A 23,280-nucleotide genomic window follows, 5' to 3' on the forward strand; every position below is an offset into this window, starting at 1 on the left:
AGTTTTTTAACTGTGATAGTTTGCTGAGTCCAAATTTTAATTTAATACTTCTAAAACTTCCACCTCATGAGTGATGCTTGTAGGCTTAGGAATAGGTAAACCTTCTTCTCGCATTCCTTCTATATGAAATTCAATTGCTTCTGCAATCATCTCCTTGACTTCTTCTATGGTTTCACCCGTAGCTATGCAACCAGGTAAATCGGGGACATAAGCAGAGTAATTACCTTCAGCCTTTTCAATCACCACTGCATACCGCATGAATATTCTCCTTACAACTGTGCTTGCCTCCAAATACTACTTAGGTGATTTCCGAGAAAGAAAATACCTGTGTTGGCGAGTTTCGACTTCGCTCAACTCTCGACTCTGGAGTTGGTTGAGCGTTCGCGTAGCGTCCCGCAGGGAAGTCGAAACCAACGGCAGCGGTATATTTATTCCTGTAAATCGCCTTAGAGTACCAGGAGCTAAGTCATCAGACAATTTACCAGGAACTGTAACTACACCAGATTTATCAGGATGTTTGAATTGTCTATGACTACCTTTAGTTCTATCAAGATACCAACCATCTGCTTCTAGACGTTTGATAACTGCGCGTACTTTCATGCTACTGCTTATCTGTACAGGTGAAATTTCTTTTACAGATATAGTGCCTTTATAGCTGATGAAAGTAAATACAATTTTGTGGCAATTTTGTCCGTCATTTTTACGCTATATTTTAGCATTCTTAGTGATCAATCAACCAATAGGACGATGGCCAGGATTGACAGCATGAATATACTCACTACCAGAATGGGGTCTGCCACGTTTATAATAGGCTTCTTCTGGTTGCCCCCAACCTAACTGTAAAATTATTTCTAAAAAGTTAGAATTCTCCCATTTACATAAACTTGCCCATTCTGTTCTTTGGGAAATTCTTTCTACATCAATTTTGTTAATTTGCTGGTATTGTTTACTGTTATTAAAACTCAGGTACAAATCCATGTCTGAAGTGACTTCATACCAAAATTCTAGTATAGAATTTTTGGCAGATTGTAATATACCCAAGTCATTACTTAAAGCAATTAACTCACTATCTATTTGGGGATAACACACAGTTTTCCCCTTAACCTTCACTTCATGCCAGATAATTCCTGACACTCGATGTTCTCTTTGATAGTCGTGAATGGCAGCTTTAAAGTCTTGATAGGCAGTAAACTTTTGCAGCCCATCAGTTCTGATAAACTGGTCAATTAAAGGATTGCCAGAAACGCTTACTTCTAACTTTAGGCGTTCCCCTTTGAGGCAAGCTTGACGTTCGGCTGCCAAAATTTGGATGAGTTCTTCGGTAGTATAAACCTTTGACATCAGAACACACTCTAATTAGTCATTAGTCATTGGTCATTGGTCATTAGTCATTAGTCATCTAATATGGACTATAGACTATGAATTAACTTCTTCTGTTGTTAACTCAGATTATTTAAAGATTATCTCTTGGCAAAATTGGGAATGTAGTATCAGATATCACTAAAAATTAGGCTAGACACAATTTGGTCTAGCCCCAAAGCTACTTACTTAACTCACTACTGAATTCATTGAAGGAACGCCGCTTTAACTGTACCGACTCGGTACGGGGTAATAAATCGAACACTTCACGAAAGCGATCGTCTATTTCTTCAAAAGCAACTTGACCCTGCTTATTTAAAAGCACTTTACCTGATTGATCAAACACTACAACTTGAGGTACACCCCCAGAGTAGTAATATCTTGGATCTGTAGGGTCGTCAGTTTTTTCGGATGGGATGGTGTCTACACTCAGGGGGATAATCTCTACTACCTTACCGTAGAATTCCTGTACCCGTGAAATTGTAATCGCGTATTCCTTACAATCTTGGCTGTCATCGACATAAAAAGCCAAAAAGATAGGTTTATGCTCTTTTAGGGACTGTGCTAATGTCTGTCTGGGAGGAATTAGTGAACCATTACCAGCATAAACTACGAAAATATTTCCGTCGTAATTGTCATCCTTAATACCAGCAACTGCTGGTGGGATATTTATAATCAACAAGCACGCAAGCAGCACCAAAGCTTTAGAAATCAATTGTTGCCAATGAGTTTTTTTCTGTAAAAAAGGAAACTTTAAGCCATTCATCAAAAGAAACCTTGTGAGCTACTATTTTGTGAGTTTTTGCTGAATTCAGCAAGTAGCGCTGGATATATGATTACGTCCTTGCACCATTTTTTAAGATAACTCTTCTGGGGACGGGAAAGATTGGAGATTGGGGGATGAGGGAAGGGGGAGAAAGAAGCAGAGGGGACAAGGAGGACAAGGGGGACAAGGGGGACGAGGTAGTGTGGGGAGTGTGGGGAGTGTGGGGGGATGATGAAGACAAATGCCCCATGCCCCATGCCCGATGCCTATTGACTATTGACTATTGACCATTGACTATTGACTATTGACAAAATTAATTTAAGCTATTACCTACAGTGAAAAACAAAATACAACTTATAGATAGATTCAGACTGGGTTTGGCGGTGTCGGTGGCGAAAGGCGTGACGTTTATGGTGCGATCGCTCCGCCTCGGTGCTGCTAGTGTATTACCAGGCTCGATTGCTCGTAAAATTGAACCCAGGCTGTTGCAATTATTGAGTCAGCAGGTAAAACAAGGGACAATTCTCATTGCTGGGACTAATGGTAAAACTACCACATCGCTGCTGTTACGGGAGATTCTAGAACGCAAAGGCTATCGTGTTTCCCATAATTCTACAGGCGCGAATCTGGAAAATGGTTTGATGACGGCGCTGATGGATAACGCCAGCTTAACGGGTAGCTTGGATGTTGACTATGCGATTTTGGAAGTTGATGAGAACATCTTACCTAGGGTATTAGCACCGATTCAACCAAAGCTCATCATGTGTTTAAATTTGTTTCGCGACCAACTCGACAGGTACGGCGAAGTCGATACTATTAGTAAACGCTGGGGAAGTGCGATCGCTACTTTACCACCCCAAACCATCGTAGTGGCAAATGCTGATGACCCGACTATTTGCTATCTCGGTCAACAATTAACCCAACAGCGCGTCTCGTTTTTCGGTTTGACTGAACCAGAACATTATTTAGAAGCCATTCCCCATGCTGTTGATTCTATCTATTGCCCCAGATGCGGACAAGCTCTCGACTACGAAGGCGTGTATTTGTCCCACATGGGCGAATATAGCTGTTCTAAATGCGGCTTTAGTAGAAGTCAACCCAGCCTTAACAGCAGCGAATGGCCGCAAATTCTTGTAGGGTTGTACAACAAATACAATACCTTAGCTGCTGCCACCGCTGCCCAAGAATTAGGCGTTGATGAGGCGACTATCCGCGATACCATTCCCCACTTCCAAGCAGCTTTTGGACGTGCGGAAGATTTAGAAATCAACGGTAAAAAAGTGCGGATTTTATTATCGAAAAATCCTGTCGGGACTAATGAAACAATTCGCGTAGTCACCCAAAGCACAGATAAAACTACTTTGCTGGTATTAAACGACCGAGTCCAAGATGGCGAAGATGTATCTTGGATTTGGGATGTAGATACAGAAAAACTAGTCCAGCGTGGAGGTACTTTAGTTGTGAGTGGCGATCGCGCTTATGATATGGCCTTACGTCTGCGTTATAGCGATCCCAACCCTAACAGTAATTTTAATCTAATTGTGGAAGAAGATTTACGTGATGCTATAAACACAGCATTAGCGCGGACACCCAAAAACGAAACCCTGCATATTTTACCCACATACACAGCCATGTTGAGTGTCCGAGAAGTCTTAACTGGGAGGAAGATTCGGTAATTGGGCATGGGGCATTGGGCATTGGGCATTGGGCATTGGGCATTGGGCATTGGGCATGGGTGATTTCTCCGTGTCCCAGCGTCTCCCCCATCCCCCTTCCCTTGTCTCCCTTGTCCCCTAATCCCTACATCCTAGCCCCTAGCCCCTAACCTATTGCAACTTCACGGCGGCGCGTTGAATCGGTAGCACTTCTTCTAAAGTCATCTCATGGTCAGCTGTGAGATGGCTACTACAGCAAATTGTACTAAAGAAGACTTGTTGACCAACTAATGCGGAAAAATGTTGTTGTAAAAGTAAGCGGGAGGTAATATCTCCTAATAATTCTCCCAGGTCTTTGGTAAGTTGGTCTTTATCATCACGGTGAACCATTCTATATTTAAACTTGGTTTCACCTACTAAATCTTTCACAGCCGAATCAAAATTATCTTTCTTACCTTGAACATAAGCAAAAGCTTGTTCTTCTAAGAACTTCCATGCTTCGGGGAAAATCTCCCGAATTTTTTCGAGATGATTCTCTGTTTGGTAGACTAATGTAGCAGTTTTACAATCCATAAAGTAATATTTCAGGTTGTGAAGCAAACCTATGACAATCTGTAATCTTACGACTCAACAGGAAAAGTGAAACTGAATTTTTGTAATTCCCTGATAACTCATTTGGGATTATCGGCAAAATGTTACTGCAAAACTGTTACATAAACTACGAATAAACATAGCAATTAAGACAAATGTGCGATATGCTTACCCAGACTCTAGATATACACCGGATTCTGCGCTCATAAATAGAAAAAGATATGAGTGATTCATTTATGCAAGAGACACAACTAAGGATAAAAACTTTCTGCTTCCTTCTGCCCTCTGCCTTATTTTCAACTTAGACGGTCATGTGATAAATCACACAACTGCGGCAGGAAAATCTCTCTTAAGAGTCAACAGTCAACAGTCAACAGTCAACAGTCAACACTATTTTCAAATTAGATTATATGACTTCTCAAAAATTTGAAATTACAATTGGTTGGTTATATCCGACGCTGATGAGTACCTATGGCGATCGCGGTAATGTTATTACTATAGAACGCCGCGCTCAATGGCGGGGATACAGTGTTAAAGTTTTACCCTTAGATCAAAATGCTACCGCAGAAGATATTAAATCTGTAGACTTGATTGTCGGTGGTGGCGCACAAGACCGCCAGCAAGAAATTGTCATGCGTGATTTGCAAGGTGTAAAAGCCGATGCCATGCGTGAAAAAATTGAAAATGGCACACCGGGAGTATTTACCTGTGGTTCACCCCAGTTACTCGGACATTATTATGAACCCGGATTAGGACAACGCATTGAAGGTTTAGGAATATTAGATTTAGTCTCCGTCCATCCTGGTGAAAATACCAAACGCTGCATAGGTAACTTAGTAATTGAAGTTACAGCCTCTCGCCTAGCGCAAGATTTAAAAGCCATGACAGGTAGCACACCGTATTTAGTCGGCTTTGAAAATCACGGCGGACGCACCAAGCTGGGGAAAGTCGAAGCTTTGGGAAAAGTAGTTTACGGTTTGGGCAATAATGGTGAAGATGGAACTGAGGGAGCATTTTATCAGAATGCGATCGCAACCTATTCCCACGGCCCCCTGTTACCAAAAAATCCTTTTGTCGCAGATTGGTTAATTCAAACAGCATTGCGCCTGAAGTATCAACAGCCAATTACCCTAGAACCCTTGGATGATACTTTAGCAATGCAAGCACGGGAAGCCATGTTTAAGCGGTTGAAAGTCAATTTACCAACACCAGCAGCGGCTAACGTTTAATTCACTTTAGTAAGGACTGAAGTCCTTAACTCAGCAAACGCGCCGAGAATATTAGATAGTGCTACTTTAAAATCTCCGCTTCGTTGCCAAACCGCCTGGGAATGAATTCCAAGGCTAATAGCTAAAGTCTACTAAAGTAGACTCGTAAGGATTTCAGTCCACTGAAGTGGACTTACGCTATTAGCCCGGAACTTCAGTTCTGGGCGAGATGACACTCAGCAAGGTAATGACAAGGGTTTACAGGGTAGGTTTCAAGCGTACTACATCACAGCATATCAAAAGGTGATGGGTTAAATATTATGAGCAAGCCAAGTATTAAATATGATGAAACAAGCGATACACTAACTGTTTGCTTTGAACCAGGTTCGCCAGCAACAGGAATAGAATTGACCGACCATATTCTATTGCGAATTAATCAACAACAGTGTCAGGCGGTAAGTATAGCTTTTTTTGACTATTCCGTGTTGGCGCAAAAAACAGAGATGGGAACCCGCAGCTTTCCCCTGACTGGCTTATCTCAAATATCAAGCGACCTCAAAGAGATAGTTTTTAATATTTTGTTGACTCCCCCAGTGTCCGATTTTTTGCAGCTTTCTGCTTATACAGTATCTCTCGTAGAAACTATTCCAATCATTTCACTCCAGCCCATACTTGTTGAAATGACTAAAGCCAGTGCTTAACGGTTTATAACGACAGCGTTTGAGTTAGGGCTTAGCTGAACAGTATTACTTTTCGCGCCTAAATTCAGCAATGCCTGAGTGATAATGATATATTACCCTCAGAATCCGTAAAAATTGATAGTACTAATGTAGTTGGTTACTGAAACACTACTCTTACTGAGATGCTCCCACATATTCCAGTCAATTAGGTGCATGAAGCGGGATTGTATTTGATTTCAAGATACCAGTATGACAACTACACCTCAGCGTGTCCGGCAAACAATTCAACAAGCGAAAGAGAAACAGCTTAAAGAATTAGATTTAAGCAATTATTTGTGGACTGACGAGCAGGACAAATCAATAGAGATTCCTACTGAGGTGTTTGAACTCAAATGGTTAGAAGTCTTGAGTTTAAGAGGCAACGAAATCACGACAATACCGGAAGCCATTACCCGCCTGCAACACTTAACTAAGCTGGATTTAAGCGGCAATCAAATAAAGAAGATACCGGAAGCCATCACCTGCCTGCAACAATTAACTTGGCTGGATTTAAGCTACAACCAAATAAAGAGGATACCGGAAGCCATCACCCGCCTGCAACACGTAACTAAGCTGGATTTAAGCGGCAATCAAATCACGACGATATCAGAAGCCATTACCCACCTACAAAAATTAACTTGGTTGAATTTAAGCTACAACCAAATCAGAACGATACCGGAAGCCATCACCCACCTACAACAATTAACTTGGCTAAATTTAAGTTACAATCAAATCCGGATGATACCGGAAGCCATCACCCGCCTCCAACAATTAACTTGGCTAAATTTAAGTTACAACCAAATCCGGATGATGCCGGAAGTCATCACCCGCCTCCAACAATTAACTTGGCTGAATTTAAGCCACAACCAAATAACAACGATACCGGAAGCCATCACTCACCTGCAACAATTAACTTGGCTGAATTTAAGCTACAACCAAATAAAGAGGATACCGGAAGCCATCACCCGCCTGCAAAACTTCAATGAGCTGAATTTAAGCTACAACCAAATAACGACGATACCGGAAGCCATCACTCACCTGCAACAATTAACTTGGCTGAATTTAAGCGACAACCCCATTGAAAAGCCACCACTAGAAGTGGTTAAAAAAGGTATTGGCTCGATTAAAGATTATTTCCGACAAGTGGAAGCACAAGGAACAGATTATCTGTATGAAGCAAAATTGCTGATTGTTGGCGAAGCAGGCGCAGGTAAGACAACACTGGCTAAGAAAATTGAAAACCAAAATTATCAACTTCAGGAAGAAGGTTCAACAAAGGGTATTGAGGTCATCCAGTGGCGTTTTTCAATGGAAAATGGGCGCGAATTTCGAGTTAATATCTGGGACTTTGGCGGACAGGAAATTTATCATGCCACCCACCAATTTTTCCTCACCAAGCGTTCCCTCTATACCTTGGTAGCAGATAATCGCAAAGAAGACACCAATTTTTACTATTGGTTGAATGTGGTGGAATTGTTGAGCGATAATAGTCCAGTAATAATTATCAAAAATGAAAAGCAAGACCGTCCCCGTGAAATTAATGAACCACAATTGCGAGGACGATTTACCAACCTAAAGACAACCTTAGCAACTAACTTTGCTACTAATCGGGGTTTAACGGAAGTTCTGCGAGAAATTAAGCATTATATTACCTCTCTACCTCATATTGGCACAGCACTTCCCACAACCTGGGTGAGAGTTCGGGAAGCCTTAGAGAATGACCCACGTAATTACATTAGTTTAGATGAATATTTGCAAATTTGCCAAAAAAATGGCTTCACCCAAGATAAAGACAAATTGCAATTAAGTAACTATCTGCACGATATAGGCGTGTGCTTACACTTCCAAGAAGACCCGATTTTAAATAATATCGTCATCCTTCAACCTAAGTGGGGCACTGATGCAGTGTATAAAGTTCTGGACGATAAACAGGTAATTCTCAATTTGGGCAAGTTCACCTGGAAGGACTTGCAAAATATCTGGCATGAAGAACAATATGCCACAAAGCAAGGCGAACTTCTACAATTGATGATTAACTTCAAGTTGTGTTACGAAATTCCTAACAATCCTAGAACTTACATCGCGCCGCAACTTTTAACTGAAAAACAACCTGAATATTCCTGGAACAAAGACAATAACATCATCATACGTTACATTTATGATTTCATGCCCAAAGGCTTGATTACCCAGTTGATAGTCGCTATGCATGGGTTGATTGATGAACAAAAATATGTCTGGAAAAGTGGAGTTATTCTCAGTCAAGATAATACGAAGGCAGAGGTAATTGAATATTACGACAACAGAGAAATTAAAATTCGCGTTGTAGGTCGGCACAAAAGAGATTTATTAACTCGTGTTACCTACGAAATCGATAAAATTCATGCTTCTTACAAACAGTTAAAATTTAATCAACTCATTCCTTGTAATTGCTCAGTATGTAAAAATCAACAAGAGCCACACTTTTATAAATTTGAAAATTTAAGAAATCGGATTGCTAATCAAAAATATGATGTTGAATGTGATATTAGCTATAAAAAGGTAAATGTCTTGGGATTAATTGATGATGTCATGGACAGAAGCCAGTTAACTCAAACAGAAACAAATAGACTATGTGGTGATATTTATATTAATACTGACAAGATAGACGTTTTGCAACTACAACAAGGAAATAATGTGATGACAGAACAGCCAAACAATCAAGAAAATTCTAAACCGGAAGTACAATTTACACTTCCGTTTGCTTTTAGAAACGGAATGTTTTATGTATTTTTATTCTCAATTGTATTTAATACAATAGGCATTTTTGCAGGGTTATTACCAATTTATTCTTTAGCGTTAACTATTATTGGTACTGTTATTATTATGACATTAATTGGAGTTTTACAACTTCGTCAGGACGATCGCCTTTCTGAGAAATCTTTTGTCGATTTAGTAAGAATGGTTCTAAAGCAGTTACCTTTAATTGGTAATTTGATAGATATGTTTCAGCGTAATAAATAAGTCGGTAGGGCTATGGCTTACAAACCCTGATATGGTGGGCATTGCCTACAGTATCCCATTTTGCGTATCTGATAGCGATCGCAATTGTATAATCCTGAGATGTGCATACTCAGGTCTATAATACAAAAATGCGATCGCGCTTTCACTATATTTAAACTCAAAAGTCAACTTTTGCGACTCGTAAATTAATTTTTACAACTCGTCAAGCAACTTTTACAACTCGTAAATCAACTTTTGCGACTCGTAAATTAACTTTTGCAACTCGTAAATCAACTTTTGCAACTCGTAAATTAACTTTTGCGACTCGTAAATCAACTTTTGCGACTCGTAAATTAACTTTTGCGACTCGTAAATTAACTTTTGCGACTCTTAAATCAAAGTTTAGAAATCGTATAGCTGCTATTACACTTTACCATCAATAGCCCCAAACTCAGGCGTGAACTGCTTCTGCATCCAATTTTCGGTATCGTCAGGCGATCGCAAATGTACAATTCTTAGATGGGCATACTCAGGTTTGGTAAATAGCTGCGGATATTCTCTGCGCTTTTGATTGTAAGTCTTCAGTGCCCACAAAATTACGGAATCACGACTAAAAGTAGTTTGCCATGTTTCGCGGTTGCCATTGCAGACTTGTTGTTGTGTCACTACCCGCGACAGAGTTCGCCGCAATATTCGCCTCATCACTACAGCCCAAGAATAATCTAACCACACAACTGTGTCAGCTTTTCCCCAAACAATATCGCGCACGATACTGTAGTTACCATCAACCACCCAACTATTACCTGATATTGCTTGAGAAACCCTCTCGCGCATGACAGCGTTTGGTGCTTCTATCCAGTTGGGTTCCCAGTGCAAGTAGTCTAATTCTACATGGGGTATATTGTGGCGAACAGAAATTTGCCGAGCCAACGTCGTTTTTCCTGAACCTGTGGTTCCGACAACACAAATACGCTGCATATAGTAATTTTATGTCAGATGATGCATTATTACTACACTAGCCAGGGGTCAGATCCCCGACTTCTTCAAGAAGTCGGGGATCTCGCACGTCAGTTGTGTGTCAGTCTTAGCATAAACTTACGTCTGGGGTAGGATGCGAATTAAAACACTAAAAAATTGCCAAAAATCTCTAGCTTATTGCCTATATCTAGGAATCAATTTATCAATCAAATATTGCTGCTATATAATAGACGAATAACTCAATTATTATCTAAAACATACAGTAATTGTGAGCAATCAAAGCGCTGAAAACTTACTCAATATTCAGCTAGAAACAGCCGCAGATGATGGCTACAAATTTAGCTGGTTTGATTGGTTTTGCTTATGGTATCCTCCAGGCTGGCTAATTTTATTTAACCGTCACTGGCAGCATTACCATACAGACCCCGATGGGTGGAATTGGCTAGAATATATATTATTTTTATTGCCTGGGGGATTTTATCTAGGGCTGCTGATGCGTTGGCTCCGTCTTGGTTGTCGTTCTCCACAAAAAGAAGTTGAGGAATTTAATCCCAAATATCAAAGCGCATTTGGCGAAGAAATTCTTGCTCCCATTGTGAAATATTATTTTCATGGGGAATTACAACAAATTGAAAATTTACCGTCAACAAGTCCATTGATTGTCGTCATGAATCATGCAGGAATGAGTTTTCCTTGGGACTTTTTGACCTTGGCTTATTTATTAAGTCAAGAACGAGGCTGGATAGTGCAACCTGTAGCAGAAGTTTCATTGTTCGAGCATCCTTGGGTAATTTGGTGGTTACCGCCGGGATGGTCAAACGTTTTAGGTGGTGTGCGCGCAGAATTAGATGATTTTACAGCAGCCATGCAGCAACGTAAAATTCTCCTTTATGCACCAGAAGGTTTACGCGGCCCGCTAAAAGGTTGGAGAAACAGGTATCAACTGCAAAAATTTGATGTCAGTTTTAAGCAGTTGAGCGATCGCTATCAAGTTCCGATTCTCCCAGTAATTTGCCTTGGTAATGAATATTTGCATCCTTGGACGGTAAATCTTAAAAAATTGCAAAAATTATTCAAATTACCATTCTTACCCTTATCGCCTTTAATGCTGCTGTTGATACTCTTTCCCTCAATGGGAGTTTGGGCTATGAAAACTCGACTACGTTATTTTATTCAACCTTTGGAACAAATAGATATAGAAGCTCCTGCAAACAATAAACGAGCCACCACTTATCAAAAAGTGCAACAATTTAGAGATAAATTACAAATGCAAATCAATCGGTTGGTCAATAGTCAATAGTCAATAATCAGTTGTCAGTTATCAGTTGTCCTCCTTGTCCCCCTTGTCCTCCTTGTTCCCCTTGTCCCCCTTCCCTCATCCCCCTCATCCCCCTACTCTCCAGTACCACTACCGAAGCGATAGCCTTTACCATAAACAGTGTGAATTAACTGACTTTCACCTGCAACCTCAATCTTACGGCGCACCAGGCGAATTAATGCAGCAATCACATTGCTACTTGGTTGTTCCTCATCTTGCCAGAGATTTTGCATAATCTGGGCGTGAGTTAGCAGCTGTCCACTGTGTTCCATAAAATATTGCAGCAATTGGCTTTCTTTTTGAGATAGCTCAATTACTCGTTCTTGACGATAAGCTACTTGGTTTTCAATATCTAGTTCTAAATCAGCTACTATCAAGCGTCCGGTTGTGGTGCTGTATGTCTCCAAGCCAGAACGACGCAACAAAGCGCGGACTCTGGCTAGCAACTCCCGCAGTTCAAAAGGTTTCACTAAATAATCATCCGCACCTGCATCTAAACCTTCTACTCGGTCATCTAGAGTATCCTTAGCAGTGAGAAACAGCACCGGAGTAGTTTTACCTTGGCGGCGTAATTCCTGACAAATTTCCAAGCCTGTTTTTCCTGGTAACATCCAATCTAAAATTAGCAGGTCATAACTGCCTGTTTGTGCTAAGTTGCTGCCATTGATGCCTTCATAAGCCGCATCTACACTATAGCCCTCACGGGATAACACGCGACTCAAAGGGCCAGTTAATTCAATTTCGTCATCAACTAATAAAATTCTCATACTGCTTGTGGTCAGTCTTGTTGAAGCCAAGATACACAAGGCTTTCATTATGTTGGATATTCTTTGCTATTCAAATGCTACTCACAATAGGCATTTTTATCCTAATTTTTAGCGATCGCCAGCCTTCTGAGCCTGGGGATAAGTACTAGTACAGCATGGCGCAAATCAATATACCATTATAAATGTCTGAAACTTTTACAAAAACGTAATTACGAATTCCAAATTCCGCCCTGCGGGACTAGTACACCACGGCGTAAATAGCGCAAAGTTGAGCCAGTGTGTTGGTGAGGCAGCGCGTTGCGGAGCCAGTCGCGTGGGCGGGTTTCCCGACTTGAGCGAACTGGCGTGAGGTTCCCTCCGTTGTAGCGACTGCCGAAAGGGTTCCCCGGCTTAAAACAACTGGCGTTGGCGGTGTCGGTTTCCGTCCCGCCAAACTTTGTAAGAGAAGCAGACCATTTAAAATCCCTAAAAAGCCCATTCCATAATACTTTTGACTTCTGACTTTTAGTTACTGAGCCTGTCGAAGTATGACTTTTGACTAACGCGCAGCGGTACTAGTCCGTATTTTCAAGACAGGTATAGAAAATTTATCTTCCCCATCCTGCATAAATTCAACTTCAATTCCTGAAGGTAGTAAAGAGGGAGTTTCTCGTAATTGAGGTTGAGCCGTCATGCAGATCCACTAACTTTGATGATTTACGATGACAACTGTCAAAGGGTGCAGAAGGAAGGAGATATCGGATTTACGCTATGGGTTGGTGTAGAGATATCCGCAATCCTCCGGAATTGAATTTTATACTTTTGTAGTTTTGTTTCAGTACAATTAGCTATAAAATCTAGCCCTTTTAATACGTTCATTTGTACTATTTTTATCCATAAAATATATGCTCAATAAACTCTTACGTAATCAGACTTACGAGGTTTTCTGGAAAAAAATACAGGACTTACGCAACTGGCACATATATCTTCCCCTATGGTGGACAAGAGTCAAGAGTCAAGGGTCAAAAGGAGCCAATTTTTTGGAATTTGGAACGCCAGTTGCTTCAAGTCTCTTAACCCGCCCAACGCACTGGCTCCTTTTGACTATGGACAACCTCTACGACAAAAATATGACACTTGCGTAAGTCCTAAAATAGTCACAATTCTCTGTTACCCATTAAATATTTGTTGCAATTCAAATAATTAAATAACAATATGGTGTTAGATGAGACAATAGAACTCTATCGCCAAAAACTTGCAGCATTTGAAGAGACTTCTGATGTATCAGAAAAGGAAGTTTTGAGCGTTTTGACTGCTCGCGATCGCATTCAAGCTGCATTAAATGATATTCCTCAAAAATCCGATGAACAGTTACTTCAAATTATCGAGCTTGATACTCGCTTAAAGCAACAAGCTCAGAAAATTAATCAACTAACTAAACTTGCAGACTGGCGTACAAACCTGAATGTACCAGTCACATCTTGGTGGTGGTTTCTGCAACCTCCTAGTCATCCCTTAGACAATTTTGACTGGCTTTGGAATGCACTTACTATCGCCTCTCTGACAGGTTCTTTGAGTTTAGTGATAGATATTTCCACTCGATTTTTGAGTGGGGGAGCAGGTTTTTTAAGTTCATTTGCTGTCATTTCTCAGAGTGTATTAACCCTATTAACTGTTGGTGGTGTGCTAACAGAAGCAGGACGAAAAGGAATTGAAGAAACTTTTTTACGTTTTGGGATAAAGACTTATTTTTGGCAAGAAACAAAATTCGGGTTATCAGCTTTACTTTTAGTAAGTTTGATTGGCTTTAAAGCTTCACTTCCCGAAATTGCTAACTACTTTAATCAAAGGGGTTTGAAACATTACCACGCTAGTGAATGGGACAATGCAATATCTGACTATGAGCGAGCAATTAGCCTCGATCCAGACAATGCCGAGGTTCACCATAACTTAGGGAAATTGTATGAACAATTACGAGATGTCAATAAAGCACAGACTGAGTATCGGTTAGCTATTCGGGGCAATATAGCTATTGCCTACAGCGATTTAGCACGATTGTATCTAAATGAAAATAAGCCTGGAGAGGCTATCTCTTTACTTTTTAAAGCAAAAGATGTAGAGCCAAAGCTAGGTCAGACTATATCAGAAGACGACAATATTTTGATGTATGAAATACGAAAAAATCTAGGTTGGGCGAGATTCGAGCAAAAACGCTACGCCGATTCTAAAGCACTTTTAGAAGAAGCGATCGCCATTAATGACACGATTAATTTAAATGTCATTCATCCCACTCGTGCTTCTGCTCACTGTCTGTTAGCCCTAGTTTTAGAACAGGCAGATAAACCAAAAACAGCACCAAAAACAGCACAAAAAAAAGTACCAAAAACAGCATTAGTGCAATGGAAATTATGTAATGCTTATGGCAATCCGCGCATACCAGAAGAAGATAGGTGGATGGACATGGCACCGCAAAACGTGAAAAAAGGAGAAGAATAATGCCACAAGATTCTGCTAAGATTACTCAATTCAGCGGCGTAGTCCAGATTAAACGGAGTAATCAACAAAGTTGGTTATTAGTAAATGAAGGCACAGAAATCCGTTTAGGTGACATTCTGAAAAAACAACCAGGTGCTAGTGTCACAATTCGCTGTAGTAATGGGAGTAAAGGAATATCTTTCCCAGATGATCAAGCAACGGGATTACTCTCTATCTGTCCGACAGTATTTCGCAATGCCAGCGATCCTGCCATTCCCTATACTATCAGCCCACGGGATACCCTAATTCTTACCAAACAACCTACTTTGCGATGGCACGCTCCAAATGATGCCAATCGCTTCAAGGTGACAGTAAGAGGTCAGGGATTGAATTGGACAAAAGAAGTTAGCCGAGAAGATGTTTGTCAAGGGGATATCTGCGAACTCGTTTATCCCGACGAGAAGCCATTGCAACCGGGGATCAGCTACAAGTTGGTGATTGAAACAACAGATACAAACAGATCTTCCGAAGAGATTGGAGTCCCAGGACTGGGATTTCAGCTGATAGATGAGGATAAAGCACTTGAGATCCAAAATACTGCTCAGGAGATTGAGCAACAAGAATTATCTGCTGTGGAAACAGCATTAAAGCTAGCTGAACTGTATAATCAAAAACTTCTGACAGCAGAAGCGATCGCTATTTTAGAAGCTTTACCAAACGAAGACAAGAACGCAGTTGTTTACCGCCAACTCGGTGAACTCTATTACTCAAGCAGACTCCCTTCGGAAGCTGAAGTATACTACGAAAAAGCAATTGCCAAGGCAGATGCCGTTGGGGATAAATCGGAACTAGCAGCAGCACAGGTTGGATTAGGGGAAGTGAACTGGACTCTTGGTAAACAACCAAAAGCGCGAAGTTTGTTAGAAGCTGCTAAAGCAATATACACAGAATTGGGAAATGTAGATATGGTCAGTTACTTAGAAAAACGACTGCGCGAAATGGCGTAAAATTCGTAATTCGTAATTACCATTGCATAAGGCTTTTAGACATTTCAAATGGATGGTTTATTTACCGCATTTTGTTCAAATACCCGATTTAAAAAAATTCGGGTATCTATAACCTATCGTAATTTGTGTAGCGGACTACATATTATTAAACTAGGAGCAAATTACTTATGCTTCAGAGTCAAGAGCAATTACAAATACAATCACAATCTAGAATACTAACTCTAGAAACAATAGCGTTCAAAATTTTAGAACAATTTTGTTTGGCGTTGAAAAACTATAACTTAACAATTCAATGCCTTGAGCAAGTACGGTTGATTATCCAAAAATTAAATAATTGTCGAGCCGAAGAAAAACTGATACTAATTTTGGCTAATTTATATTATCTGCAAGGAAACGAACGCTGGAAAAAATCTAATATTTTACAAGCCTTACAATCGTGGCATAAATGTCTCGATTTCCGTGAAAAAATGAAAAATAATCAGTTAGAAATGCTAGTTTGGCAAGCTTTAGGTAATGCTTACAATTATGGCTTTTACAATCGAAGTAAGGCAATAGAGTACTTAAACGAAAGTTTAAAAATTGCCAACGAACTGAGAAATGAGAAAATCCAGGGAAGATTACAGGGAGATTTGAGCGCTGCCTATGGGGCTTTAGCTGTAGATGATGATAATGTAGTGGATACTCAGAAAATTAATCAAGCAATTAACTATGCTCAAAGTAGCCTCAAGATAGCCCAAAAATATCAAGATATTGAAGCCGAGTGTCAAGCTTTAGAGCATTTTGGTTATGCATACTTTTTAAATAAAGAATACAAAAAAGCTATTAAATCTTACTTACATATTTTCAAAATTGCCCGTCAATATCAACTTCCTGTTGCCAAAATACAAGCTTTGCACCATTTGGGAGAACTTTATTTATACATTAAAAAATATCAGAAAGCATCATTTTGTTTTGAGTGGGCTTTAAAACTAGCTCAACAACTCCAAGACGCTCAACAAGAGGCAATGGGATGGGTAGCCTTGGGGAGAGTTGCTAAAGGACAAAAAAATATAACTGACGCTATTAATTACTACAAAAAAGGAATTCAAATTGCTGAGAAGATTCGCAGTACTCTAAAAATAGAAGAGAATACAACATCATTTGTTAATTTTTGGGCAAGGCATTATAGAAGTCTAATTCTGTTACTTTGGCAAGAAAAACACTTTGAAGAAGCCTTTGAGTTCGTTGAACAGTCAAAAGCCCGAGCCTTTCTCGACAAACTTGCTAATGCGAGGATAGGCTTGCGGGGAAGAGTGAGCGGTTATCTTTTGAAACAGGAGCAAAATCTGAGAAACCAAATATTGTCCCTGCGTAGCAAAGACCCGAATCATAAGTTACTTTCCCGCGAAAAAGACTACAACAACTTATTAGAAAAGTTGGAAATCCAGAATCCGGAGATAGCAAGCTTAATCAGTGTTGATGTTGCAAGTTTAGCTGAAATTCAGAAAGAATTAGACACAGAGACAACCTTGCTAGAATACTTTGTTACTGATGAGCGTACACTGGTTTTTATTATTACTCGCGATCGCTTCCAACCAATTAATTTAGATGTGACTCGAGCAGAACTCAAGGAACAAATCACTCTGTTTCTGGATTTTGCCAATATATCCGAACACCATCCCCTGGAACTGAAAAACCTCTACAATTACCTAATTGCACCTCTGAAATCTTACCTACCCACACCCAGACTTACCATCGTTCCGCATAATATTCTGCACTATCTCCCCTTTGCGGCTCTGACTGATGGGGAACGCTACCTAATTGATGACTATACTCTGGTAAACCTTCCCTGTGCGAATGTCTTACGCTTTTTGCGAGGTAAACGTAGTCGAAGTACTAACAGAATTTTAGCGCTTGGTGCGCCAGATAACACATTTGATAAATTATTAGCTCCTTTAAATTTTGCCCAAAAAGAAGTAGAGGCGATCGCCTGCCGATTTCAAACCAAAGCTTATATAGGAAAAGATGCTACTGAAAGCCTTGTTTGGTCGCAAGCCAAAAAAGCTGAAATTTTGCATATTGCGGCTCATGGGAAGTATAATCCCAACACCCCCCTGTTCAGTACTATTCACCTAGCAATGGATGACAAAGCCGAAGTCGCCCAGAAAGACGGTAGGCTAGAGGTTCATGATGTTTACAAGCTAGATTTAACCACTTCTACAAATCTTGTCGTCCTGAGTGCTTGTGAAACTTTTATTGGCAATACTCAAAAGGTCAGTCTCGGAGATGAAATTATTGGGCTAAACCGAGCCTTTATCTATGCTGGCACACCCAGTGTAATAGCGAGCTTGTGGAATGTAGAAGATCGAGCAACACAATCACTCATGAAAAAGTTTTATCACTATTTAAAAATGGGAATGGATAAAGCCAAGGCCTTACAACAAGCACAGATTGCAGTGCGGAAAAATCAACCCCATCCCTCTTACTGGGCGGCCTTTGTATTGACGGGAGATGCAGAAAAAATTAATCTCTAAATCCTTGAAGCGAGAACTTGAATTTACTACTCAAATGCTACTCAAAATTATTTTCGATGATTTTTCAAAGGCTTGATGGGCAGTTAAATTAGTCTAATTTCTGAGTATCATGTTACTTATGGTCAGCATATCGAGATATTCTCAATGATGAACCGCCGATTTGCCAAGGATACCAAGGACGATAATGTTGACTGTTGCATTGCCAAAAGGTGAACTACTAAAAAATAGCATCCGCCTACTGCAATCTGTAGGATTGGATTTTAGCGCTTTTTTAGATGCAGGAAACCGCCAACTTCAGATTGTTGACGCTAGTGGACAAGCGAAAGGACTGTTGGTGAGAGGTCAGGATGTGCCCGTTTATGTAGAATATGGTCAAGCACAACTAGGTATTATTGGTTATGATGTGCTGCGCGAAAAACAGCCCCAGGTTGCACAATTGGTAGATTTGCATTTTGGATACTGTCGGATGTCTGTAGCAGTTAAAGCATCCAGCCCTTACAAATCGCCTTTAGATTTACCAGCAAATGGTCGAGTAGCTTCTAAGTATGTCAATTGTGCGCGGGAATATTTTCAAAGTCTGGATTTGCCCATAGAAATAGTGCCGCTGTATGGTTCAGTAGAACTAGGGCCGATTACCGGCATGTCGGAAGCGATCGTCGATTTAGTTTCTACTGGACGAACTTTGCGAGAAAACGGTTTGATTGAAATTACGACATTGTATGAAAGTAGCGCCCGGTTGATTGCCCATCCGCTGAGTTATCGCCTGAATATGGGGAATTTACATAAATTGGTAGAAGATGTGCGATCGCATATTTTGTCTACAGTTTAAGTAGCGGTAACAGGAAAATGCCCTTACACAGGATGTAAGGGCATCAAAATCTTCTAAGAAACGGTAAAAACTACGAAACTATGCTGTATGAGCGGCTTGTTGCTTGCGCTTCATCCACAACCCAAAAGCTGCTGCGATCGCCGTACCAGCAATGGTTAGAGGTTCGGGAACTTCTGGTGGTGTTTCCAGATCGATCGAAGTAGCAATTGAGAAATTAGATTGAGATGTATGTCGTTCTGCAAAGAAGAGATTTAAATCATAGTTTTTCCCTAGGGTAAGACCTAGAGTATCAAGATTCACAGTTCCTGTCTGTGTTTGGTGAACACCACCAAGATCTATGACTCGTTGCTTATTAATGAAAACCCACAGATCGTCATCACCACTAAATTTAAAGGTTTCTCCACCTTTATAGGTAAACTTGGAAGCAATTTCATAAGTAAAGTGGTAGTTGTGGTTACGTCCCTGATTGCCCAATAACTCACCGTCAATCGGGAAGAAACTGTTGTTAGTATACGAGAAAATACCAGGAGGATTGCCCGTATCGTCTAGCGTAATACTATACTGTTTGCTTTGATTCACACCTGCAACATCGTTATACCATTGGTTAAAGTTTTCTTCACCACTAGTTGTTGGGTTACCTGCTTGGCCTGCATATACTGGCTTACCGTCTGCACCTAGGGTTGATGTCACAATACCTGGATCGCTCTTGATTAATTTTTCAAAGTCTGGATGGTTATCGTTAAAGTCTCGAATTGTTCCTGTTAAGGTGATGGTAGCTGCACTGGCTGAGGAAGCAGTGAACATAACCATGAGACTTGCACCCAAAGCTTGCAGTAATACAGCGGGTTTCATCATAAGTTAATTTCTCCAAAGAGGTAATTTTTGACAACAGAAATCAGAAATCTGGTAACACCTGGACAAAAAATACAGTGTACATCCCGTTGCAGCAAATTGTCTTCAGACAAAAAATCACTGGTTGGAAAATATGGATGCAGAGCAATGAAGTAGATGATATTCCTGAAACAAATCGAAAGTTTGCTTACACCTAATACTAGTGATATTTCGGTTAAGCTCCTGTATTTTTTTTACATGATTTTATAGATAGTATGTCTGTTAAACGATCAAAAAACAATGACAATACGTATTCTTTATCAAAAGAATATAAAATATTTTTCTACTTCATACAATCTTTAACAAAATATCAATACAATCAGATGGAATGTATATTGAATTTTTAAACTATACGTAGAAAAGCCACCCTCGTGCGCAGGTTAAAAGCGTTGAGAGGAGTGGCTTTGGGCATTATGCCCACCCTACATTGAAAATTTTTGTCGCTCCCGGCGAAAGCCGCCATACTTCAGTTAGAGGTCAGCTTACTGCCAAATATAGAGCAGAAGAAACAAAACAATCCAGATGACATCGACAAAGTGCCAGAACAACGAAGTGGCATTCACACCGAAGTGGCCAGTGTCGTAATTACCGGGAATAAAAGAGCGAATCAAAATAATCAGCTGCAATAAAATACCGGTGAATACGTGCAAACCGTGGAACCCTGTAAGTAGGTAGAACATTCCACCAAACACCCCAGAGGTGAAACCAAAGGCGAGGCTGTTCCATTCAATCGCCTGTCCTAGCAAAAAGTAGCTACCCATAGCCATTGTGGCTAAGAGAAACAGCCGAAATTTCCTTAAATCGTGGCGTTGCAGGGCACGTTCTGCTAAATAAATCACAAAGCTACTAGAAACCAGAATGACTGTATTGATTGCAGGGTCTTTGATTTCTAGACCAGAAACACCAGCTGGTAACCAGTTAGGAGTCGTGATTTTGTAAACAATATATCCAGCGAAAAAACTCAGGAAAATGACGCTTTCTGAGACTAAGAAGACCATGAAGCCAAACATCTTATTGCCTTCTTCGTCGTGGGTATGTTCACCACCTGTGTGATGTAACTCCCCGGATGCAACATAACTATCCATTGCTTAAATTCTCCTTGACCTTGCAGACTGCGGCAGCTTTAGTGATGGGTAATAAGGGGCTAGGGACTAGGGAGTAGGGGCTAGGGAAGATGATTTTTCGGTTTTTTTTGTGAATTATGTTCATTTCCAGGCAGTAGGGTGAAAATATTACAACCAAACATGAAAATATTACCTTTTCTGCCATCTGCCTCCAGGACACTGAGCGAAGTCGTACCCTACGGGAAGCAAGCTACGCGGAGCGTCTCGTCCCTTGCGCGTCTCCCCGAGTGAGAAGAGAAGTGTCCCCTCTGCCTTATTTTCAAGTTTGATGGGAAGGGAAGAATTAACAACCCGCAGAGAACGCAGAGGAGCCAGTGCGTTGCGCGGGTTTCCCGCGTTGTAGCAACTGGCGTGGCACAGAGATATAAGTAGAGAATTTCACAAAAGACTCTGTGCTAACTCTGCATTCCTAGGGCGTTGAAAAAGTTACTTCCTTCATCTCTCTTTAGGAATGCGACTTGCTATGAGCTTCAGCAATCAATGGTTCAGACTTACCGTAGCCGTAGGGTTCGCTAATGACGATGGGAATTTCTTCAAAGTTTTCTACTGGGGGTGGTGAAGAAACCAACCATTCCAAGCCAATTGCCCGCCAAGGGTTATCAGGTGCTTTCTCACCATGCATCCAGGAAACTACCATGTTGAAAATGAAAGGTAAGGTAGACATTCCCAAGAGGAAGGAACCAAGGCTAGCGATGATATTCCAGAATTCATATTCTGGGGCGTAGGAAGAAACACGACGTAGCATCCCTTGCAATCCTAAGGGGTGCATGGGTAAAAAGTTGAGGTTTACACCGATGAATGTCAACCAGAAGTGCAATTTACCCCAGCCTTCGTAGTACATCCGACCGGTCATTTTGGGGAACCAGTGGTAAAAGGCTGCATACAAGCCCATTGTCACCGTACCGAAGAGTACATAGTGGAAGTGACCAACTACAAAATAGGTGTTGTTCACATGCACATCAACAGGTACGGAGGAAAGCATAATGCCGACGATACCGGCGAAGACGAACAAAATCAATCCACCTAGGGCAAATAGCATGGGTGTAGTTAGTCGTAACTTACCACCCCAAATGGTTGCTACCCAAGCAAATACCTTGATGCCTGTGGGTACAGATACCAACATCGTTGTGAACATGAACAGCATCCGCATCCAAGCAGGTGTACCGCTGACATACAAATGGTGTACCCAAACAATGGCACTAACTGCGGCAATCAAGATTGATGAAATAGCAACTACTTTGTAACCAAATAGAGGTTTACGGCTATAAACAGGGAAGATTTCGGAGAATATGCCAAAGATAGGCAGGATAATCACATAAACAGCAGGGTGGGAGTAGAACCAGAAATAGTGCTGGAACATCACTGGATTCCCGCCCTTACTGGGATCGAAAAAGGCAGTACCAGCGGTGAGGTCGAGTAGCAGCATGACTGCACCAGCAGTCAAGGCAGGTAGACCGAAAAGTTGGATAATTTGGGCGCTAAATACTGCCCAAACGAACAGGGGCATCCGGAAGAAGGTCATGCCTGGCGCCCGCATCTTCACGATTGTGGTGACAAAGTTAACTGCCCCCATAATCGAGGAAACACCTGAGATGGCAACTGCCAATAACCAGATGACTTGACCGTTAATCAAGTTACCTGTGGGGTTTTGCAAACTGACTGGTGGGTAAGCCCACCAACCGGCTTGGGCTGGGCCTCCTGGGACTAAAAAGCTACCCATCAAGAGAATCCCGACTACTGGCACCATCCAGAAGGCGACGGCGTTGAGGCGGGGAAAAGCCATATCTCGCGCCCCAATCATCAAGGGCACTAAATAGTTAGCAAAACCAACTAGTGAGGGAAATGTCCACAAAAACAGCATCACTGTGCCATGCATGGTGAACATACCGTTGTACACGGTGCGGTCAATGAGGTCTGATTCGGGGGTGATGAGTTCTCCCCGAATGACCATTGCAAAGATACCGCCAACGAGAAAGAAGATAAATGATGTGACGAGGTACTGGATACCAATAACCTTGTGGTCAGTACTAAAGCTAAAGTATTGCTTCCAGTTACCTGGGGATTCGTGTTGCGGCTTTCCACTAGGGAGACTGATGCCTTCAATAGGGATATTTGTCATCGG

20 protein-coding genes are annotated in these 23,280 nt (G+C 41.0%); 9 read left to right on the forward strand and 11 right to left on the reverse strand.

Annotated features, from left to right (window positions below):
* Positions 1-36: 36 nt before the first annotated feature.
* The 4 genes from AACU32_RS07090 to AACU32_RS07105 form a co-directional block, all read right to left on the reverse strand.
* Positions 37-258 carry a type II toxin-antitoxin system HicB family antitoxin gene (locus AACU32_RS07090; RefSeq protein ID WP_096598942.1) on the reverse strand — a complete coding sequence of 74 codons (222 nt, stop codon included), beginning with the start codon at positions 256-258 and terminating at the stop codon, positions 37-39.
* A 36-nt stretch (positions 259-294) separates the two neighbouring features.
* Positions 295-600 carry a type II toxin-antitoxin system HicA family toxin gene (locus AACU32_RS07095; RefSeq protein ID WP_096598943.1) on the reverse strand — a complete coding sequence of 102 codons (306 nt, stop codon included), beginning with the start codon at positions 598-600 and terminating at the stop codon, positions 295-297.
* Between the two features lie 132 nt (positions 601-732).
* Entirely contained in the window at positions 733-1,341 is a 609-nt protein-coding gene (locus AACU32_RS07100; RefSeq protein ID WP_096598944.1) for a hypothetical protein, read from the reverse strand.
* A gap of 199 nt (positions 1,342-1,540) precedes the next feature.
* On the reverse strand, positions 1,541-2,125 hold the full coding sequence (locus tag AACU32_RS07105) for a thylakoid membrane photosystem I accumulation factor (protein WP_096598945.1): 585 nt from the start codon (positions 2,123-2,125) through the stop codon (positions 1,541-1,543).
* A 335-nt stretch (positions 2,126-2,460) separates the two neighbouring features.
* Between AACU32_RS07105 and AACU32_RS07110 the strand changes: the two genes are divergently transcribed.
* On the forward strand, positions 2,461-3,801 hold the full coding sequence (locus AACU32_RS07110; protein WP_096598946.1) for a MurT ligase domain-containing protein: 1,341 nt from the start codon (positions 2,461-2,463) through the stop codon (positions 3,799-3,801).
* A 150-nt stretch (positions 3,802-3,951) separates the two neighbouring features.
* Here AACU32_RS07110 and AACU32_RS07115 read toward each other — a convergent pair whose 3' ends face one another.
* Positions 3,952-4,353, reverse strand: a complete 402-nt coding sequence (locus tag AACU32_RS07115; RefSeq protein WP_096598947.1) for a hypothetical protein — start codon at positions 4,351-4,353, stop codon at positions 3,952-3,954.
* A 428-nt stretch (positions 4,354-4,781) separates the two neighbouring features.
* Here AACU32_RS07115 and AACU32_RS07120 point away from each other — a divergent pair, with 428 nt between their 5' ends.
* The 3 genes from AACU32_RS07120 (at position 4,782) to AACU32_RS07130 (ending at position 9,298) form a co-directional block, all read left to right on the forward strand.
* Positions 4,782-5,600: a type 1 glutamine amidotransferase gene (locus tag AACU32_RS07120; RefSeq protein ID WP_096598948.1), complete on the forward strand. Its 819-nt coding sequence runs from the start codon at positions 4,782-4,784 to the stop codon at positions 5,598-5,600.
* Positions 5,601-5,899: 299 nt separating this feature from the next.
* Entirely contained in the window at positions 5,900-6,280 is a 381-nt protein-coding gene (locus AACU32_RS07125; RefSeq protein ID WP_096598949.1) for a DUF2283 domain-containing protein, read from the forward strand.
* Between the two features lie 228 nt (positions 6,281-6,508).
* On the forward strand, positions 6,509-9,298 hold the full coding sequence (locus AACU32_RS07130; protein ID WP_096598950.1) for a COR domain-containing protein: 2,790 nt from the start codon (positions 6,509-6,511) through the stop codon (positions 9,296-9,298).
* Between the two features lie 402 nt (positions 9,299-9,700).
* Here the strand turns inward: AACU32_RS07130 and AACU32_RS07135 are convergent, their stop codons facing one another.
* The gene (locus AACU32_RS07135; RefSeq protein ID WP_096598951.1) at positions 9,701-10,255 is read right to left on the reverse strand and encodes a EutP/PduV family microcompartment system protein; all 555 of its coding nucleotides are present in this window, start codon (positions 10,253-10,255) and stop codon (positions 9,701-9,703) included.
* A gap of 268 nt (positions 10,256-10,523) precedes the next feature.
* Here AACU32_RS07135 and AACU32_RS07140 point away from each other — a divergent pair, with 268 nt between their 5' ends.
* Positions 10,524-11,555, forward strand: coding sequence for a 1-acyl-sn-glycerol-3-phosphate acyltransferase (locus AACU32_RS07140; RefSeq protein WP_096598952.1), 1,032 nt, complete (start codon positions 10,524-10,526; stop codon positions 11,553-11,555).
* 92 nt (positions 11,556-11,647) lie between these two features.
* Here AACU32_RS07140 and rppA read toward each other — a convergent pair whose 3' ends face one another.
* Together rppA and AACU32_RS07150 are read right to left on the reverse strand one after the other, a co-directional pair.
* Positions 11,648-12,340, reverse strand: a complete 693-nt coding sequence (gene rppA, locus AACU32_RS07145; protein WP_096598953.1) for a two-component system response regulator RppA — start codon at positions 12,338-12,340, stop codon at positions 11,648-11,650.
* 538 nt (positions 12,341-12,878) lie between these two features.
* Positions 12,879-13,013 (reverse strand): hypothetical protein, encoded by a 135-nt coding sequence (locus AACU32_RS07150; RefSeq protein ID WP_339377617.1) that lies wholly within the window; start codon positions 13,011-13,013, stop codon positions 12,879-12,881.
* 521 nt (positions 13,014-13,534) lie between these two features.
* Here AACU32_RS07150 and AACU32_RS07155 point away from each other — a divergent pair.
* The 4 genes from AACU32_RS07155 (at position 13,535) to hisG (ending at position 19,143) form a co-directional block, all read left to right on the forward strand.
* On the forward strand, positions 13,535-14,815 hold the full coding sequence (locus AACU32_RS07155; protein ID WP_339377618.1) for a tetratricopeptide repeat protein: 1,281 nt from the start codon (positions 13,535-13,537) through the stop codon (positions 14,813-14,815).
* Positions 14,815-15,801 (forward strand): tetratricopeptide repeat protein, encoded by a 987-nt coding sequence (locus AACU32_RS07160; RefSeq protein WP_096598956.1) that lies wholly within the window; start codon positions 14,815-14,817, stop codon positions 15,799-15,801. The genes AACU32_RS07155 and AACU32_RS07160 overlap by 1 nt, the downstream gene beginning before the upstream one ends.
* 167 nt (positions 15,802-15,968) lie before the next feature.
* Positions 15,969-18,314 carry a CHAT domain-containing protein gene (locus AACU32_RS07165; RefSeq protein ID WP_096598957.1) on the forward strand — a complete coding sequence of 782 codons (2,346 nt, stop codon included), beginning with the start codon at positions 15,969-15,971 and terminating at the stop codon, positions 18,312-18,314.
* A gap of 184 nt (positions 18,315-18,498) precedes the next feature.
* Positions 18,499-19,143: an ATP phosphoribosyltransferase gene (gene hisG, locus AACU32_RS07170; protein ID WP_096598958.1), complete on the forward strand. Its 645-nt coding sequence runs from the start codon at positions 18,499-18,501 to the stop codon at positions 19,141-19,143.
* Positions 19,144-19,221: 78 nt separating this feature from the next.
* Here hisG and AACU32_RS07175 read toward each other — a convergent pair whose 3' ends face one another.
* The 3 genes from AACU32_RS07175 to ctaD form a co-directional block, all read right to left on the reverse strand.
* Positions 19,222-19,998 (reverse strand): PEP-CTERM sorting domain-containing protein, encoded by a 777-nt coding sequence (locus AACU32_RS07175; RefSeq protein ID WP_096598959.1) that lies wholly within the window; start codon positions 19,996-19,998, stop codon positions 19,222-19,224.
* A gap of 518 nt (positions 19,999-20,516) precedes the next feature.
* Complete coding sequence (locus tag AACU32_RS07180; protein WP_096598960.1) at positions 20,517-21,119, reverse strand: cytochrome c oxidase subunit 3; 603 nt, start codon at positions 21,117-21,119, stop codon at positions 20,517-20,519.
* A gap of 484 nt (positions 21,120-21,603) precedes the next feature.
* The gene (ctaD, locus tag AACU32_RS07185; RefSeq protein WP_096598961.1) at positions 21,604-23,277 is read right to left on the reverse strand and encodes a cytochrome c oxidase subunit I; all 1,674 of its coding nucleotides are present in this window, start codon (positions 23,275-23,277) and stop codon (positions 21,604-21,606) included.
* Between the last annotated feature and the right edge of the window lie 3 nt (positions 23,278-23,280).

This window comes from Calothrix sp. NIES-2100, from assembly GCF_963875285.1.
Taxonomy (GTDB): domain Bacteria; phylum Cyanobacteriota; class Cyanobacteriia; order Cyanobacteriales; family Nostocaceae; genus Aulosira.

Excerpts from the sequence above, each read along its gene's own strand:
- AACU32_RS07175 (WP_096598959.1), bottom strand. The coding sequence starts at position 19,998 with ATGATGAAACCCGCTGTATTACTGCAAGCTTTGGGTGCAAGTCTCATG.
- AACU32_RS07165 (WP_096598957.1), top strand. The coding sequence starts at position 15,969 with ATGCTTCAGAGTCAAGAGCAATTACAAATACAATCACAATCTAGAATA.
- AACU32_RS07100 (WP_096598944.1), bottom strand. The coding sequence starts at position 1,341 with ATGTCAAAGGTTTATACTACCGAAGAACTCATCCAAATTTTGGCAGCC.
- hisG (WP_096598958.1), top strand. The coding sequence starts at position 18,499 with ATGTTGACTGTTGCATTGCCAAAAGGTGAACTACTAAAAAATAGCATC.
- AACU32_RS07090 (WP_096598942.1), bottom strand. The coding sequence starts at position 258 with ATGCGGTATGCAGTGGTGATTGAAAAGGCTGAAGGTAATTACTCTGCT.
- AACU32_RS07155 (WP_339377618.1), top strand. The coding sequence starts at position 13,535 with ATGGTGTTAGATGAGACAATAGAACTCTATCGCCAAAAACTTGCAGCA.
- rppA (WP_096598953.1), bottom strand. The coding sequence starts at position 12,340 with ATGAGAATTTTATTAGTTGATGACGAAATTGAATTAACTGGCCCTTTG.
- AACU32_RS07125 (WP_096598949.1), top strand. The coding sequence starts at position 5,900 with ATGAGCAAGCCAAGTATTAAATATGATGAAACAAGCGATACACTAACT.
- AACU32_RS07180 (WP_096598960.1), bottom strand. The coding sequence starts at position 21,119 with ATGGATAGTTATGTTGCATCCGGGGAGTTACATCACACAGGTGGTGAA.
- AACU32_RS07095 (WP_096598943.1), bottom strand. The coding sequence starts at position 600 with ATGAAAGTACGCGCAGTTATCAAACGTCTAGAAGCAGATGGTTGGTAT.
- AACU32_RS07130 (WP_096598950.1), top strand. The coding sequence starts at position 6,509 with ATGACAACTACACCTCAGCGTGTCCGGCAAACAATTCAACAAGCGAAA.
- AACU32_RS07120 (WP_096598948.1), top strand. The coding sequence starts at position 4,782 with ATGACTTCTCAAAAATTTGAAATTACAATTGGTTGGTTATATCCGACG.
- AACU32_RS07150 (WP_339377617.1), bottom strand. The coding sequence starts at position 13,013 with ATGACGGCTCAACCTCAATTACGAGAAACTCCCTCTTTACTACCTTCA.
- AACU32_RS07135 (WP_096598951.1), bottom strand. The coding sequence starts at position 10,255 with ATGCAGCGTATTTGTGTTGTCGGAACCACAGGTTCAGGAAAAACGACG.
- ctaD (WP_096598961.1), bottom strand. The coding sequence starts at position 23,277 with ATGACAAATATCCCTATTGAAGGCATCAGTCTCCCTAGTGGAAAGCCG.
- AACU32_RS07160 (WP_096598956.1), top strand. The coding sequence starts at position 14,815 with ATGCCACAAGATTCTGCTAAGATTACTCAATTCAGCGGCGTAGTCCAG.
- AACU32_RS07115 (WP_096598947.1), bottom strand. The coding sequence starts at position 4,353 with ATGGATTGTAAAACTGCTACATTAGTCTACCAAACAGAGAATCATCTC.
- AACU32_RS07105 (WP_096598945.1), bottom strand. The coding sequence starts at position 2,125 with ATGAATGGCTTAAAGTTTCCTTTTTTACAGAAAAAAACTCATTGGCAA.